Source organism: Aliterella atlantica CENA595 (assembly GCF_000952155.1).
Lineage (GTDB): Bacteria > Cyanobacteriota > Cyanobacteriia > Cyanobacteriales > Chroococcidiopsidaceae > Aliterella > Aliterella atlantica.
On record NZ_JYON01000018.1, the window covers coordinates 1 to 16,351 of the forward strand.

At 42.4% G+C, this 16,351-nt stretch carries 17 protein-coding genes and 1 pseudogene; 8 read left to right on the forward strand and 10 right to left on the reverse strand.

The window, feature by feature from the left end; translation table 11 throughout:
• Positions 1 to 126 precede the first annotated feature (126 nt).
• From UH38_RS27685 to UH38_RS16035, 4 genes and pseudogenes are all read right to left on the reverse strand, one after another.
• A pseudogene (locus UH38_RS27685) lies at positions 127 to 915 on the reverse strand (PDDEXK nuclease domain-containing protein); the annotation flags it as partial.
• 73 nt (positions 916 to 988) lie between these two features.
• A complete protein-coding gene (locus UH38_RS16025) occupies positions 989 to 3,775 on the reverse strand; it encodes a DUF3131 domain-containing protein (RefSeq protein ID WP_045055687.1) in 2,787 nt (928 codons plus the stop codon).
• A 90-nt stretch (positions 3,776 to 3,865) separates the two neighbouring features.
• The gene (locus UH38_RS16030) at positions 3,866 to 5,302 is read right to left on the reverse strand and encodes a DUF3131 domain-containing protein (RefSeq protein WP_052672424.1); all 1,437 of its coding nucleotides are present in this window, start codon (positions 5,300 to 5,302) and stop codon (positions 3,866 to 3,868) included.
• A gap of 94 nt (positions 5,303 to 5,396) precedes the next feature.
• Complete coding sequence (locus tag UH38_RS16035) at positions 5,397 to 6,620, reverse strand: hypothetical protein (protein WP_045055688.1); 1,224 nt, start codon at positions 6,618 to 6,620, stop codon at positions 5,397 to 5,399.
• Positions 6,621 to 6,876: 256 nt separating this feature from the next.
• Between UH38_RS16035 and UH38_RS16040 the strand changes: the two genes are divergently transcribed.
• The 6 genes from UH38_RS16040 (at position 6,877) to UH38_RS16055 (ending at position 9,272) form a co-directional block, all read left to right on the forward strand.
• Positions 6,877 to 7,341, forward strand: coding sequence for a CBS domain-containing protein (locus UH38_RS16040; protein ID WP_200892466.1), 465 nt, complete (start codon positions 6,877 to 6,879; stop codon positions 7,339 to 7,341).
• Positions 7,342 to 7,363: 22 nt separating this feature from the next.
• Entirely contained in the window at positions 7,364 to 8,032 is a 669-nt protein-coding gene (nblB, locus tag UH38_RS16045) for a phycobilisome degradation protein NblB (protein ID WP_045055689.1), read from the forward strand.
• Positions 8,033 to 8,194, forward strand: coding sequence for a hypothetical protein (locus UH38_RS27690; protein WP_235355300.1), 162 nt, complete (start codon positions 8,033 to 8,035; stop codon positions 8,192 to 8,194).
• On the forward strand, positions 8,178 to 8,291 hold the full coding sequence (locus UH38_RS28215) for a DUF6888 family protein (RefSeq protein ID WP_407640457.1): 114 nt from the start codon (positions 8,178 to 8,180) through the stop codon (positions 8,289 to 8,291). Before UH38_RS27690 ends, UH38_RS28215 begins: the two co-directional genes overlap by 17 nt.
• A gap of 2 nt (positions 8,292 to 8,293) precedes the next feature.
• The gene (locus UH38_RS16050) at positions 8,294 to 8,506 is read left to right on the forward strand and encodes a DUF6887 family protein (RefSeq protein ID WP_200892467.1); all 213 of its coding nucleotides are present in this window, start codon (positions 8,294 to 8,296) and stop codon (positions 8,504 to 8,506) included.
• Between the two features lie 190 nt (positions 8,507 to 8,696).
• Complete coding sequence (locus UH38_RS16055) at positions 8,697 to 9,272, forward strand: hypothetical protein (RefSeq protein WP_045055690.1); 576 nt, start codon at positions 8,697 to 8,699, stop codon at positions 9,270 to 9,272.
• 304 nt (positions 9,273 to 9,576) lie between these two features.
• On the opposite strand, the gene UH38_RS16060 is transcribed toward UH38_RS16055, so the two are convergent.
• Positions 9,577 to 10,509, reverse strand: coding sequence for a hypothetical protein (locus UH38_RS16060; protein WP_052672415.1), 933 nt, complete (start codon positions 10,507 to 10,509; stop codon positions 9,577 to 9,579).
• 155 nt (positions 10,510 to 10,664) lie between these two features.
• Here UH38_RS16060 and UH38_RS16065 point away from each other — a divergent pair, with 155 nt between their 5' ends.
• Positions 10,665 to 10,901: a ribbon-helix-helix protein, CopG family gene (locus tag UH38_RS16065; protein WP_045055691.1), complete on the forward strand. Its 237-nt coding sequence runs from the start codon at positions 10,665 to 10,667 to the stop codon at positions 10,899 to 10,901.
• A 44-nt stretch (positions 10,902 to 10,945) separates the two neighbouring features.
• Here the strand turns inward: UH38_RS16065 and UH38_RS16070 are convergent, their stop codons facing one another.
• The 3 genes from UH38_RS16070 to UH38_RS16080 are packed head-to-tail and all read right to left on the reverse strand — an operon-like array spanning position 10,946 to position 13,284.
• Positions 10,946 to 11,845, reverse strand: a complete 900-nt coding sequence (locus UH38_RS16070; RefSeq protein ID WP_045055692.1) for a DMT family transporter — start codon at positions 11,843 to 11,845, stop codon at positions 10,946 to 10,948.
• Positions 11,845 to 12,573: a pyridoxine 5'-phosphate synthase gene (locus tag UH38_RS16075; protein WP_045055693.1), complete on the reverse strand. Its 729-nt coding sequence runs from the start codon at positions 12,571 to 12,573 to the stop codon at positions 11,845 to 11,847. The genes UH38_RS16070 and UH38_RS16075 overlap by 1 nt, the downstream gene beginning before the upstream one ends.
• Positions 12,574 to 12,615: 42 nt before the next feature.
• Positions 12,616 to 13,284, reverse strand: a complete 669-nt coding sequence (locus UH38_RS16080) for a pyridoxamine 5'-phosphate oxidase family protein (RefSeq protein ID WP_045055694.1) — start codon at positions 13,282 to 13,284, stop codon at positions 12,616 to 12,618.
• 89 nt (positions 13,285 to 13,373) lie between these two features.
• Here UH38_RS16080 and pdxR point away from each other — a divergent pair, with 89 nt between their 5' ends.
• Positions 13,374 to 14,834 (forward strand): MocR-like pyridoxine biosynthesis transcription factor PdxR, encoded by a 1,461-nt coding sequence (gene pdxR / locus UH38_RS16085; protein ID WP_045055752.1) that lies wholly within the window; start codon positions 13,374 to 13,376, stop codon positions 14,832 to 14,834.
• On the opposite strand, the gene lepB is transcribed toward pdxR, so the two are convergent.
• Entirely contained in the window at positions 14,827 to 15,363 is a 537-nt protein-coding gene (gene lepB / locus UH38_RS16090; protein ID WP_235355302.1) for a signal peptidase I, read from the reverse strand. The genes pdxR and lepB overlap by 8 nt on opposite strands.
• A gap of 162 nt (positions 15,364 to 15,525) precedes the next feature.
• A complete protein-coding gene (locus UH38_RS16095; protein ID WP_045055696.1) occupies positions 15,526 to 16,350 on the reverse strand; it encodes a DUF3598 family protein in 825 nt (274 codons plus the stop codon).
• Between the last annotated feature and the right edge of the window lies 1 nt (position 16,351).

A 16,351-nucleotide genomic window follows, 5' to 3' on the forward strand; every position in this document is an offset into this window, starting at 1 on the left:
TCCGCAAAGCTTTCGCGGTTTGTCCTGAACAATTGGATGCGGCAGCGATGGGATGAATTTGATAACTTTCGTGATTGTGTTGATGCCGCCTTCAAAGACTGTCCTAATGTTCTTGCGTAGAGCTATACCAGAAAACTCTGGCTGGAAATTAGACATTTTCAAGTCAACGACCACATAGCATCTCAATCGTAGATGATAGAACAATAAATCGATGTAAAAGTCTTGTCCTCCTACCTCAAGATGGTACTGGCTACCTACAAAAGCAAAGCCTACTCCTAGTTCCAACAAGAAATCGCGGATGTGGTCTATCAAAGCTCGTTCTAAGTCGCGCTCTCGTGCATCTTTTCCCAAACTCAAAAAGTCAAAATTATAGGGATCTTTCAATAACTGCTGTGCAAGTTCTGATTGAGGTTGAGGGAGAGTGCGATCGAAGTTATTAGTTGCTTTTCCCTGGCGGCGATACAGTCCGCTTTCAATCTGATGAACTAGAACGTTGCGACTCCAACCGCACTCAATTGTTTGCTGGATATACCACAGCCGTTCGCTAGGGTCTTTTACCTTATCTAAAATAGTACAGTTATGAAACCAAGGTATTTGTCCAGCAAGCTGCTGGACAATTTGCTCGTCCGAGTAAGCTTCAGCAAATGCTCTCATGTAAAGCAAATTTGTCCTAGAAAAGCCTTTCATTTCTGGAAACGAGGTTCGCAAATCAGCAGATAAGCGCTCAATTACCTTTGCTCCCTAGCCTTGCTGTTGTTGTCTACTCAGGATATCTCGCCCAATCTGCCAGTACAGTAATACTAATTCGCGGTTGACAGCTAGTACCGCCCGCACTTGGGCGCTGCGGATGCGTTCTTTCAAATCTCGGAGGAAGTCATCGTAACCTTTAGCTATTGAAGAGCGATCTTTTGCCATACTATTTCTAGTGTTTCAGCAGGTCTATTGTAAAGGCACAATGCGATCGCGCCTTTACAACATCATTTATGTTTTAACGATCGCTTGTTACCCAATATTTGCCTGCATTATCAGACATCATTTGCGCTTGGGGTTTAGCAATTGTTGGTAAACCACGACCAGAATTTCCCGATGCGATCGCTCGCCACCAAGGAGATTTGGCGTTACGATTCGGTTGAATAAAAGGCTGCTGCGTTGCTGAGTACAACAATGATTGCAAAATTGTACTGTTGGTACTGCTAGTAAAACCGATCGCAGTTTTCCCAGTTTTTTCATAGAAGCCCTCATAGAATCCTAGCAATGGGTTATATAAGTCAGTCGTTGCTGCTGCTAACTCTTGAGTATATTCATTGTCTGGAACCAAGGCTTGAAAAGCGAATGCAACTGCTGTACTCACCAATCGCTCATCTGGTGCGGGTTCGCCATCATCTCCTACAGCTACCCAAGGCTTACCTTCAGCGATAATTGTGCTGTGAATAGTGTAAGGTTTGCGGTCAATTAAGGTAGTTGCTGAGGCTGTAAGGGTTTTGGTTTGACGGTAACGTTCGGCTTGCGCCATTAATATTGGCTCAAAAAGCGATCGCATTTTCGGATCTAAGCCAAATTCCAACCCGTACAACAAGAAAGGATCGCTAACTGTATATTGGTTTTTAGTATTAGTATCGTTGCGGCGGCGTTGGATTGGAACTTTCATTCCTTCAACTTCAGCCGTTTGATATTCACCGCCCACAGCAGATTTATTTACATCAAAACCCCACAATTGAAAAGCCCGCGCGGCGTATTCTTCATAACCCAAGCGAGTTTCAGGGTTGACACGGGTAAAGAATCGCCCGTCAGCATCTTTAGTCACGTTAGCGCTAGATAAAATACCATCGCGCACTACTCGCAAATACGACCAATCGAGGACAATTTTATCGACAGCAGTTGTATATTCGGGGTGAAAAGTCTTTAAGTTGTAGAGCGCTGCTAGCATTCTACCTACATCCAAAGCCGACCAGCCAGTACCTTCAGGAACTACATTGCCACCATAGTCTACAGGTTTTAGCGACCGAGTATCGTAGCCGCGATTGGGCAGTTCTCCAGCAAATAGCGGCAATTTACCCACAGCAGCTAATAAATGGCGTACTCGATAGTCGAATTTCTGTGCAGAGATTATATCAAGCGATCGCGCGGCGTGGAGTGCTGCTAAATAATCGCCTAATCCCCACAAAGTTGCACCTTTAAAGTCACTGCGATCGTCTATCAGCCCGTTTTTATCATGATAGTTGGTATCAAAATACTGCCAAGCTGCCGTTGCATAACGTTTTTCTACAGCACTTAGGGGTTTAGCTAATTTGATAGATGCAGATTTAGGCTTACCAACTGCGGCTATTGGTTCAACAGCAACTTCCAATAACTTAGGTTTAGTAGGAGCAGGATTAGCCGGAGTTGAAATAGTAACTTGGGCATTAGGACTAGGTGTTTCTGCTGGTGGGGGAGTATTTTCCCCAGGCGTACCCGTAGAAACGCTCACACCACTAGAAGCAATTAAAGGACGATTTCCCCTAGCTTTATAGTACAAAATTTCCAAAATCAGCCCGTTTGTATTACCAGTTAGAGCTTTATTTGGTTGTTTTGTCTCTTCATAAATTCCAGCATAATAGCCGCTATCTTCAGGGCTACGGAGGTCTTTGACTGCATCAAAAAGCTTTTGAGCATAAGCATTATCTGGATAAAGATAGCGCCAGCCAAAAGCAGCTTTGGTACTGATACTACGCAGTTGAGGATAAGGCTGGTTAGTATCGGTAATTGTTGCCCAAGTCTTACCGTTAGCATAAACAGTGTTATAGAGAAAGTAAGGAGCTTGGTCAATATTGTCTTCTGTGACCGCTGTTAGCTGTCCTGTCTCTTCGTAGCGACGTTTTTGCACTTCCAAGACTCTAGCCGCATAGTCGGCTAAATCGCCTTGCAGACCAAATTCAATCGCATCTAGGATGTAGGACTCGCTGACGACATAGTTATTAGCGTTTGTAGTTTGAAAATCGCGCGTATCAACTGGGATTTTTACACCATTGATTTCAACTAAAGTAAATGGTTCAAATGCGATCGCTTTATCAGCCTTAAAACCCCAGCGTTCGTAACCTCTAGCGGCATATTCTTCATAACCCAAACGACCTTCTTGGACTAAAAGCGTACTTTTATCAGCCTGAATCGTTGCTCCTTGCAATTGTCCCTTAGCAAGCGATCGCCCTATTTGCCATTTGGTAACAATACTTGTGAGCCAATCATTATATTGAGGATGACAAGAGCGCACAACATCAAATGCTGCTAGCAACCGCCCAATATCTAACGCCGACCACCCAATTCCGCGTTCTACTGGATTATTGCCATAATCGCTCATCTGAGCGTTAGTTGTGTTGTAGGCTTTGTTGGGTAAAGTATCTTCAAATAATCTCAGTCCGCTAAGAGTAGTCAAAAATTTATTCAAACGCGCGTCAAAGTCTGCTTGGTCGATCAAATTCAACCACCGCGCAGAATTGAGCGCCATTACATAGTTACCCACATCCCAAAGCGTAGTTGAGGGATAACCACCTGTAGCATTAGTAAGTCCGGTTGCAGGTTGATAGTTTTTGACAAAATATTGCCAAGACGCACGAGCATAAGTTAGTTCGTCAGGAGTAAGAGGAACGGTAATATTACTACAGCTATTTGGGGTAGAGGTAGGACTAGCATTCTGCGCTAATGATTGGGTAGGAACGTATAACAAAAATGAAGTCAGCGTCCCAATCAAAAACAAAGCAATCCATCTCACCCGCTTTGATCGGCGGTGTGTTTGCATCATAGTTAAGTAAATTGTTGGTAAATTTCAATTAATAATGCGGGAACGGCATTTTTGGTCCGTAATTACGAATTACGAATTACGAATTACGAATTATTCACTAACTCCAGCCCAAACAATCAGAGGTTTGCCTACTTGTTTGTAGAGCAAGCTTTCTAAAATTACGCCGTTATTATTAGCAGTCAAAGAGCGATTTGGTTGCTTGAGCGTTTCATAATAGCCGTTATACCAACCACTTTCTGATTTGAGGTTAGCTTGGACAAAATCAACTAAAGAGCGGGTGTAGTCAGTGTGATAAAGTACGTGCCAACCGATCGCAGCTTTGGCACTCAAAAAGCGCAAATCGTTGTGTTTTGTGCGAGTATCTGAGATTGTTGCCCAAGGTTCGCCGTTGACAAACAAGCTGCTGTAGACAAAATAAGGCGCTCGATCTAAGTTATCTTCGGTAACGGCGGTTAATTGTTTGGTTGCTTGATAGCGAGCCTCTTGAGCGGCTAAAACTCTGTCCGCATAAGCTTTAGGTAAGGACTGAAATCCTGTTTCAATCCCATCTAAGATATATGGTTCGCTCAGTACGTAGTTATTAGCGCCAGATGTTTTATAATCGCGGCGATCGTAGGGAACGCCTTGTCCGTAAAGATTGACAAAAGCAGTGTTAGAGCGATCGCCCAATGCTTTCCTCACATCCAATCCCCACAATTTCAAGCCATAAGCAGCATAATCTTCATAACCTAAGCGCCCTTCTTGGTTGTACTGTTCTTTGCCATTAACTACAGCAGTACCATACATTTGCCCGCCAGAAGTCAGCCGTTTGACTTGCCAATGTTTCCAGACTGCGGCTGTTTGCCCTTGGAACTGGGGATACTTTGCTCCAACAATTTTGAGCCATATTGCCATTCTGCCTAAATCGATAGCCGACCACCCAATTTCCGCGCGTTTGTCTAATTGTCCGTAGTTGACAGGGACGAGAGTTTTGGCATTGTAGACTTTGTTTGGCAATTCTCCTTTATACAAAGGCATAGATGCTAGAGTTTTTAGCATCTTAGTCATTTTGCTTTCAAACTCAGCTTGGGAAACAAGGTTGAGTTCTTTGGCGCTAACTAAAGCTGCAATCCCCGCTGCTTGATCCCACATCGTTACCGAACTAAATTTGTCGGCAGAATTAACTAAGCCAGTTTCATCGTTCCAGTTACGCTCGAAATACGACCACGCAGAAGCCGCAAGTTCTTTTTCGGCTGAAGTTAAACTGCCAACGTTGGGCGCAACATAAGCAATTTTATTAGCTGTCAGTTCGTCAGGACTTATAGGTTGTCCAGGTAAAACTACTGATGCCGCATCGAGACTAGCAATTGATTCAGCTTGGGGGACTGTTTTTGCAGATGTCGTTGCTAATTGTTGTTGGTTAGCCGATTTGGTAAGCTGCTGCGACCAAAAATTTAAACCAGCGATCGCAATTACTGCTGTCACCACTCCACCTAGAGAAGCTAGCCAGGATAACTTTGTCGGTGGCGGTTCAAAATCAAAATTCATCGGGAATGCAACCTCTTGGATAAATGTAAGTTTTTGTTGCTTCATTCCCTCTTCATACTTCCCAAGTTTTTGCATTAAGTAACATTAATTTCGATCAAAATTTAAATCGCAGTTGACCTGTTAAAGTGCGACCGTTGTAGTTCTCAGCACCCGTATTATTTTTGACGTTAGAAAAAGCATAGCCAAGGTCTGCTTCTACATTGGGTGAAATTTTCGCCGTACAACGAGCTTGGTAGTCATTAGCACGATCGATTTTTCCCTGCAACCTTTGTCGTCCTAAAGTTGCAGATAGCCGACAGCTTAAAAACTCAAAAACATCGCCTTCCCAAGCTAATTCAGCGTTGTAAACCAAGAAATCAGGTGGGGAAAAATAGCCGCTGGTAGATTCTAAATTGCGATCGTAACTCCAGTTAAATAAGTTAGCAGCTACCGAAAATTGCCCTAATTTGCGCTCTAACCTGCTAAAAAGCTGCCGTTCGTCGTTGCGATCGTTGTATTTACCCAAGCGAAATGAAGCAAACAAGCTAGTATTAGAGTCAATTTGCCAATATAAGTCAGGACCAAATCGCCAAGCAGTAATTTGATTGTCTAAAGTTCTAGCATTGTGTTTGTATGGTCCTTGTTCTAAATTTGCCGATACCACCAAACCCGATCGCAATTTACCCGTAGGATCGACGTTTATACCAATAGGCGCTTCTACCCTAGCATCAAGATTAATAGCTGTAGGCAATCTGTCAAATAAATCGACTCCTAATGCTGTTTGCACAGTCAGTTGGTTAATTTTTCCTTCCCAGCCAACTTGAAAGGGAATATTGGTAATTGATTCTACTCCTGGTTGGTCAAAAGAGTTAAAACCTGTTTTAAAGATAATTTTGTTCCCATTTTGCAAGCGAAACTGCGCCGTTGGTTCGATAAATTGATTGCTTTGGTCAACATTATCTAAATTGTTGCGAAAATCTACTTGCAGGCTGTCCCATACGACAGTAGGTTTAGTGGTCTCTATCAGGGCTGGAGGCTTTGGTGCTTCTGGAGGTTTTGGTGGTGGTGGCGGCGCAATTTTTAAGCTGGGATTGAAGTTTTCTGGCGCAGCAATTAATAACGGTTGACGGCGTAATAAGGTTGAGGAACTTGCTCTATTAGTAGTGTCCTTATTGATAAATTCTCGACTGAACCCAGTCTCAGGTAGTTGGGTAGCAGCTTGTAAGTCGGCGGTAAATAACAACCAAATGCAGAGATTTCCTATTCCCCATCCTAGAAGCTTTAAAGTAGATACATCATGCCCAAACAGAGAAAGATTAGCTAGAAAAATTTTTAGCATCTCAAAGTACGGTTTATGGGAAACAGCGCGATCGCATTAGCAGGTGTGAGAATACCTAGCTAAAGCGTTTGTCCAAGGAAAATTTCCTTTTCCCCTTCATAATTCCCAACCGATCGGTAAAAGTAACGTTGCCTAGAGATTTAATTTGCACGCGATCTAGGCATTTGTAGAAATAACAATCTTTACATTAAATTTCTGGGGAGCCGCAATTTTCTACAATAAATGTAGAACCACAATCTCAACAAGCAGCTTATCAATGCCTAAAACCGTTGCTGAAGCGATGACACCTCAACCAGTCGTCGTTAAGCCCCAAACACCTCTTAATGAAGCGATCGCAATTCTGGCAGAACGCCGAGTTAGCGGGCTACCAGTTGTAGATGATGACAATCGTTTAGTAGGAATTATTTCGGAAACAGACTTGATGTGGCAAGAAACTGGCGTAACTCCGCCTGCCTACATTATGTTTCTCGATAGCGTCATTTTTCTCAAAAATCCTGCTACTTACGAGCGCGATTTACACAAAGCATTGGGGCAAACTGTTGGGGAAGTCATGAGCAAAGATCCTGTGACTATTGCACCTGACAAGCCTTTACGCGAAGCAGCGCAGATACTTCACGATCGCGACGTGCGCCGTTTACCTGTAGTAGATGGCGAAAGTCATGTTATCGGGATTCTTACTCGTGGCGATATTATCCGCGCGATGGCAGCAAGTCAAGATTAATCAATTTATCAAGTATAAAAAAATGACTGTTACTCCTGAATCTGTTAAGCAAATGCTCAGTTCTGAGGATTTGGGCGATCGCTTGCGGGCGGTAAACCAAATCCGCGAATTGGAAGATACAAAAGTTGCTTTTGAACTTGTCCAAAGCGCCAGTCAAGATCGCAACGCCCGCGTGCGCTATTCTGCTGTGAGTCAAATGGATACGCTAGGCGGACAAGATTTGGAACTATCTTTGCACTTATTGCGCGATCGCTTAATTAACGATCCAGAACCAGACGTACAAGCCGCTGCTGCTGACTGCTTGGGGGCTTTGAAACTTACTCAAGCTTATGAAGACTTGCAGCAACTTTATCACAATACTCCTGAATGGTTAGTCAAGTTTAGTATTGTGGCGACGTTGGGGGAATTAGGAGATCCGCGATCTCTAGATTTGCTGACTGAAGCACTAAATTCAGAAAATGACTTGGTACAAACTGCGGCGATTAGTTCTTTGGGCGATTTGGGAGACAAGCAAGCAGTTGAACTGTTAATTCCTTACGCTAGTAACGCAGATTGGCAAATTCGCTATCGAGTAGTACAAGCTTTGCATAAGTTAGGCGGCGAACAAGCCCGTAATACTATAGAGACGTTGGCAAATGATGAAGTAGAAGCAGTAGCTACCGAAGCTAAAAATTGCTTGCAGTCTGCATAATTGGAGGAGTGGCGATCGCATTTGGAACCAGATTGTGGTGCGATCGCTAGCAGCAATGTAATGAAGATGTCAAAAGAGGAGACAAGCTATTCCTACAACAGCACAAATAATGCGATGTTATATTCTAAGTTGCTGGGCAACGAGAATGTATTTACCCATTAATTTCGTCCGCTTTGACGATCGGACTAACAATATGTTTATGTTAATTGGGGAAGAGGTTGAGATTGAAATAGACCCACTTGGTGAATGGATAGAGTAATTATGAAACCAAATTTTCAGACAATGAGTAAGGAAGAGTTACGAACTTACGTCTTAAATCATCGCGATGATGAAGCAGCATTTCAGGCTTATATGGATAAGTTGCACGCGCAGGAAAATAGAATTAAACACCCAGCTACGAATTCTTTTGACGAACTAGAAAATTATCCTGAATTTGCTCGTAGATTGCAAAAAGAGGCTAGCAGACAAAAATAGAACTTTGCATTCAAATTACATAGTTACATTGTGTTAGTAAAGCTGAATAACGGTAGCTTTTACTATTAGCTGGGAAATTGTCAAATTCAGTATTAAAGTACCTTTCTAGTCTCGTATTATTATGCTTGTGTAGGCGCGATCGTCAATTATCTACTTAAGTAGTCCTTAGTGGAAAACTAAACTATAACAGATGGCAAACTTCAAGCAGAGACTAAGTACCTTTTTTGAATCAGATATATTTGTATTACATGAAGATGAAGTCGATACTTTTTTGAGCAATTATCCTCCAGAAGAGGTTGTTGAATGTTTAACAAACAAACTAAAGCTTTTATCAGTATTTCGAGACGGAGATGAAGCATGGCGATTAGGACGGATATTTTGTTACATCTCCTCTAAATATTCTGCTGACACGCAAGTATATTCTCTACTGAATACTTCTACACTGTTTAATAGAGAATCAATGATGCATTTTTTATCGGGGTACTGGTATGGTGATTCAAATGCTGATTTAGAGATTGTAGTGAAAATTGCCGAAGAAGTTGTAGATGCAATTGCTAATACCGACAATGTGAAATGCATTCAAAACTTGATTTTAGTAGCGATTGAAGCTGTCTCTGTTGCTTATTCGTACAACGAACAGTCATTTAAAGATAATAGAAATTTAGATAAGCAAATAAAAGAAAAAACTACAATTTTTAAAAAATATGTACTTGAGGTTGTTCCTACATCCACACATTATCAATTACTCTTGAATATTAAAGAATAAAAAATATACCGTCCATCACTCTAAATTGTAAGTCAAAACCTAAAATAATCTATGCAGTGACGCAATGACTGGTAAAACTTTTATTTCTGTGTGTTGTTTTGTCTAATGGCTAGAGCCTGATGTTTACGAAGTCACTTGCTAAAGTGATTAGTTATTCTGCTACCTGTACGTAAGCCATGATGTAAATTTTGAGATTAGTTCTAGTTGCTGGTGCGATCGCATCTGGGGCGAAATTACGGTGCGATCGCCGCAAAAATTCTGAATTCACATAAACTGAGTCTCATTTTTTAAAAGAACATACTCATCAAGTCTCGGTGTCAATTTTGTATTCTCGTTCTAGAAAAGTTAATAATTTCTCTTCTAAATCAGTCAAATAAGTTTGTTTACTCAAAGCCTCTAACACAGAAGTCGCACCTCTGTCTAACTCGCATTGCCACAGCCGCCTAATTCGTCTCAAGACGATCGGAAATTGATGTACTACGTCAGGCGAATCAACTGATTTTAAATTTTCTGGTTTGACAGCGATCGTTGTATTACAAACATCCACCTTGACAGTAAATTCATTCAAATCTACCGCCACACAAGGGTAGCAATTATATCTGCGTTCCTCCCCCTCTAATTGAGTGAGCGTAAAAACATCGCCAACAGCACAAAATTCAGTAGCATAACGCAATGGTCTTTCCTTCAGTTGCTCAACAATACTTTTGACTATACGACCACTGGGGGCTTTCCCGCCTGCTGACTCTACAGCTTGCTGCCAAATCATGATTTGTTGGGCTGGTTCTAACTTGGTTAGCGGTCTAACTTGATATTCATTGGTTGGGAGAATGTGTGCGCCACTTGTGCCTGATTTTTTTTGTGCGCTATTAGCGCACAAATTCTCTACTACATCTGCAGCATCAATTAGTTGATAACAGTGACGACGGTGATATCCAAACCGATTTTTGCAGTAATCCTCAAATGTCCGATGCGTGTCTCTGTAAAGCTTTCTATCTCTAAGTTCTCGTAGTGCTGTCCCTGCCTCATAAAATACCCGTTCTACTCGCAATTCCAAGCGGTGGCGATCGCTCAATTCATCATCGCTTAATTCCTCAACAACTTCAGAACTAAAGTTGCGATCGCCATCTAACTCCAAGCCCAATTGATAGAAAGATAGGGAAACTTGCTTCTCAGCAACACGAGCAGAAACTTTTATAACTGAGTACGACTGACGGGCAGTTTGTTCTAGAATATTCATGGTGTCTAACCACTAAAAAACTGGGATGAGCGAGGTTCCAGCTTTCTCATCCCTAAATTAATAATATCATTGTACGGCGCTATAAAGACTATTAATTCATGCTATTTAACCCTGAAAAGCGCTATAATTAACCCATGTTAAGTTAGACTTTGCAAATGGCGCGACCAGGTGGCAATCCAGACTTTGGGACGAAGTACCGCTTTGATAACGGTAGAGCCGAGCCGCTATCAGAGCAGGTAAAGGCGCAGGTGCATCCAGATGTCAAGCACCAGCTAAAAGAGTTAGCGATCTCCAAACAATGCACAGTACCAGATTTAATCAGAGAGGCGATTGAGCAATATTTAGCGAAGGCGCAAGCTGAAGATACAAGCAAAGACGCGATCGCCCTTTAGTTATTCTGCTTGCAAACACAATTGCTAGCGATCGCACCTTTATTCTACCGAGCGATCAATTGGCGTTGAACTGCTGCTTTTTTGCCTAAAATTACAGAGATAAACACAAGAATCGCACAGCCAATAGTTATAGGTGCGATCGCTTCACCTAATAACAAAGCTGAAGCAAAAATTGTCAAAAATGGTTGCAACAGTTGAATTTGACTAACCCTGGCTACACCACCAATTGCCAAGCCTTGATACCAAGCAAAGAAGGCAAAAAACTGACTGACAACACAAACATAACCAAACCCCAACCAAGCCGTAGGCGAAGCAACTAACCCATGCTGCATTATTGCAAAAACGGTGGGTAAAAATGCGATCGGGGCAGCTATTACCAAAGCCCAACAAATAACCTGCCAACCACCCATTACCTGCGCCAAACGTCCGCCCTCAGCGTAACCGAAAGCAGCAAAAATCATTGCTGCTAGTAAGGCAATATCTGCCATTTGCAAATGCCCTGCACCAGAAATGACAGCAAAACTAACTACTATAATGCTGCCGAAAATACTAGCAAGCCAAAAACCGAGCGTTGGACGATCGCCCGCGCGGATAGTTCCAGCGATCGCTGTTGCCAAAGGACCTATACCTAAAACAATCGCCCCGTGAGATGCAGGTAATCGCTGCATCGCCCAAGCAGACAATAGAGGAAAGCCGAATATTACACCTAATGCAACTATTAATAGACTTTTTATTTGCGTTCTAGAAGGGCGCTTTTGTCTAGTTATGCCTAAAAGTGCTGCTGCTAAAATAGCTGCAACCAAAGCACGTCCCAAGCCAACTAAGATAGGATCTAAATCGGCTACAGCTACCCGCGTTGCTGGCAAAGTTAGACTAAAACCGAGTACGCCAAAAAAACCGTAGATTAAACCAAGAGTTTCTACCTCTATAGGCGATCGCTGCATCAGTCTCCCTTTGTATTCGACAGAACCTTTAAGTATTGTTTGACTGCATTAAATAACCCCATATCTAAAGCATCAGCTACTAATGCATGACCGATAGATACTTCTAAAATGCCTGGGATAGAACAAAACTTACCAAGATTATGCAGATTTAGATCGTGTCCAGCATTTACACCTAAACCAATTGATTGAGCTTTACGAGCAGCATTAGCGTATTGTATAAAGACTGATTCTACATTACCCGTTCGATATGCTGTAGCATAGGGTTCTGTATATAGTTCAATTCGATCTGCTCCTATTTCTTGAGCGCGTTGAATTTGAGCTAGATCGCATTCCATAAATAGACTAACTCTAATTCCCAAGTCTTTTAACTGTTGAATAATTGGTATAAGGCAATCGCTTTCCTCTAATAAATTCCATCCCCGATCTGAAGTAAATGCATCAGGCGCATCGGGTACGAGAGTGCATTGAGTTGGTTGCACTCTACAGACAATCTCCATAAATTCCGGCGTGGGATTGCCTTCAACGTTAAATTCAACTGTTAGTATCTCTGCTAGTGCATAGACATCCGCATACTTAATGTGTCGCTCATCTGGACGTGGGTGAACGGTGATACCATGTGCGCCAGCGTTTATACAAGTATTTGCCGCTTGAATAACGCTAGGTAGGTCTAAATTACGACTATTTCTAAGTAGAGCAATTTTATTTAAGTTAACGCTGAGATTAGTCATTATCTATAGCCTGAAACTTGCAATCTAAGCTCGATAGTCCTCTTACACCCTATTTTTGCTAGTGTAATTCTGCACGTAAGCGGGTAACTCAATTTCTGAGCGCAAACGAGAATCGGCAATTGGTGTAGATGCGACTAACTGCAATGGTATTTCTCCAGCCCATACTGGTAATTGATAATCTGCTTCATCATCATTAGGCGCACCAGTACGGATTTTGGCACTAGCTTCTACCAATGGTAAAGATAATACTAGAGTGCCAGCAATTTCCTGCGGACTTGGCGATCGCACTTCTGCCCATCTTCCAGGTATTATATGCTCGGTAAAGGCATACAGGGCTGCTAGCTTTTCTTGAGGATCTTGCACTGTTATTACTGTACCAAATACTACTACTGAGCGGTAATTCATCGAGTGATGAAATGCCGATCGCGCCAATACTAAACCATCTAGTAAGGTAACGTTAACGCAGACTTCTACTCCTTTTTGCAAAGTCCGTAACATCCGACTAGCAGGCGAACCGTGAATATACAAAGTGTCTTCAATTCGCCCGTAAGCTGTAGGTATTACATAGGGCTGATTGTCAACAACAAAGCTGACGTAACATATCAATCCTTCATCCAAAATTTGGTAGATAGTTGCGCGATCGTATTCTCCCCGCTGCGGTAAGCGCTTAATATTGCTTCTTGGTGTCGGTGTAAAGCAAGTCTCGCTCATGTCTATTTAATTTTTGACTACACAGCTACACTAATAATTAAATTGGACTTATACAAGTGCCAATTTTAAATTTATCTACCAGTCCAGTTATGGAATTTGCGATCGCTCTCGATCCTCAAAGTAACCTACCCTTGCACCGCCAAGTGTACGAAGCCTTGCGGCAATTAATTTTAGCTGGGAAATTGTTACCCAAACAGCGATTACCTTCAACGCGGGCTTTGGCAAAGTCTCTATCAATTTCCCGCGCTACAGTGACTCAAAGCTACGAACAGCTAATTAGCGAAGGATATCTGCAAACAATTAGCGGCGGGGGTACTTATGTCTGCGACTTTTTACCTGAAGAATTTTTGCACTCTAAGCCTACCCTGCAACCAAATACAGATTGCGTAACCGATAACATCAATCTCTCTACTTATGGCACTAACTTAATAACTAATGCACCTTTATATTCGCCACGCTTGAGTTTACCAATTGAGTTTCGCTACGGACAACCTGCTTTAGATGCTTTTCCTTTAAACTTGTGGCGGCAATTAATCTCGCGTCATTGTCGGCAAAGCGATCGCCTAATGTTAGATTATGCAACTGATTCTTTGGGATATCAACCCCTTAGAGACGCGATCGCCCGTTATCTAATCCAGTCGCGGGCTGTTCAATGCCACGCCGACCAAATTATCATTGTTGGCGGTTCTCAACAAGCCCTCGATTTAGTTAGCCGCGTAGCGATCGATCCAGGCGATGGAATAGCAGTAGAAGATCCAGGCTATTTAGGAGCGCGTCATGTTTTCCTTTCTCAAGCAGCCAAGCTTTATCCTATACCAGTAGATCGCTTAGGAATGCAAATCGAGCAACTATACCAGTTGTCTAATATCAAATTAGTCTATATCACGCCTTCTCACCAGTTCCCCACTGGAGCGTTATTATCTTTGTCGCGACGGCTAGAACTATTAGCTTGGGCGAAGCAAACAGGCGGATTAATTATTGAAGACGACTATGATAGCGAATTTCGCTACGAAGGACGACCTATACCAGCATTGCAAGGATTAGATCGCACTAATTCTGTCATCTATATTGGTACATTTTCTAAGGTTCTATTTCCTTCATTGCGAATTGCTTATTTAGTAGTACCGCCTAAATTAGTAAATGTATTTGCCCGCGCTAAATGGCTGGTAGATAGACAATCGCCACTTTTAGAGCAATATGTGTTGACAGATTTTATCAACGAAGGGCATTTAGAAAGACATATCCGCCGCATGAGGGCGCTTTATGACAGGCGACGACAAGCTTTAGTAGAAGCATTAGTAAACGACTTTAGCGATCGCATCACAATTTGCGGCGAAAATGCAGGTATGCACTTGATGGTGCGATTATCTACTAATTTGAGCGATCGCACCATAATTGAACGGGCTAGGGCTGTAGGTGTAGGCTTAGTTAGCGCTCGTCAGTATTACCTCAAAAACACTTGCAACTGTGAGTTTGTCTTCGGTTACGCAGATTTAGACGAGGCGGAGATTGCAACTGGAGTACAAAAGTTAGCCGCTGCAATTAACTAGGTAAAATACTAATACGTTCGGGGGGCCAAAAGCGAACGACTGCTTTACCAATAATGCGATCGCTACTAACAAATCCCCAAATATGTCCATCGTAGCTCTGATTGCGATTGTCTCCTAGTACCAAATAAGAGTTAGCAGGCACAACTTGCGGTCCCCAAGTATAATTTGGTTGAGCGGCAATGTAATTTTCTCTTAAAGGCATATTGTTCGCGTACACCTGCCCGCCTTTGATTTCGATTTGCTCTCCTGGCAAGCCAATTACGCGCTTAATAAACGGATCGTTAGAACGCTCTTTCTCAGTGACTTTTTGCGGTGGCGTAAATACGACGATATCACCGCGATTGGGTTTGGTGAAATGATAGCTAACTTTATCTACAACTAAGCGATCGTTCGTTTCTAATGTTGGTTCCATCGAACCAGAAGGAATTAAGTAACACTGCGCCGCAGCCATGCGAAAGCCAAAAGCTAAAATAACGGTTAATCCTACAGTTCTTACTGCTTCTAGCCCAGGATTTTCGGATTTGCTCAACTGAAAACTTTGCAAACGAACAGATTTAGCAATTGACTTCACGATACTTCTCAGTATTTTTTCTAGATACTATTAAAATCTGATGTTACACATATCTATCAATATGCGTAGATTTACGTAGTGTTTTTGATTTTACCAAACAAGTACATAATCAGGAAAAAATTATTGACGCTGCTCCCTAATTAAAGTTAAACTTATCCATTCTCCCTTATCGCTGTAGGCGCGAACCATCCTTTGGCGTTGTTGGGGTGCAACTAGCCAACCGACTTCCAGAAAAAAAGCTTTTCCTCCTTTTACCTGACAAGGAGAAGTAGCAGAAGCACCATCAGGGAGTAACAAAATTTGAGTATCGTCGAAGTAGAGAACAGAACCATTGATACTTGCTTGGGAAGTAATATTGCGTCCTAAAAAACTTAACTCTTGGCGCAAGCGATCGCCTACTTTGATTATTTTCAAGCTAGTAGGGTAAATATCGGGCGATCGCCAATCGGGATAAATCGTTACAGCCTCACCCAGCCACTCTCCTACCAAATCGTCTACAGTTAATTGCGGGCGTTCAGGGGTACTTGTTCCAGCTAGCTGTTCGCGGATTAAAGTTAATCTATCTAATTTTCCGTTGTTAAATAACTGTACCAAACGCAAGCGGCGATCGCCCAAAATCAAGCCTAATTCTGCGCCAAATTCCGCAAAAGGCGCTAATTGGATCGAACCAGAGGAAAAAGCGCCATTATCAAAAAATAAGACCCCGCGTCCTAAAGAACTATATTCTAAAACCTTCTCATCTACTGGTTGATTAGGTGGCATTCGCCGGACGACTTGGCGCATTGTTTGGTTGTCATTTAGTCCTGTAAAAGAAACTACCGTCGGTGTATCTTCTAATACATTACCTTGAGGCGAAAAGCGGGTAAAAGAACCATGCCATGCGCCTAAATTTTCTAGCAAACACTGCCATTGCGATCGCGTAGTTTGAGTATTTGATTCTGGCATA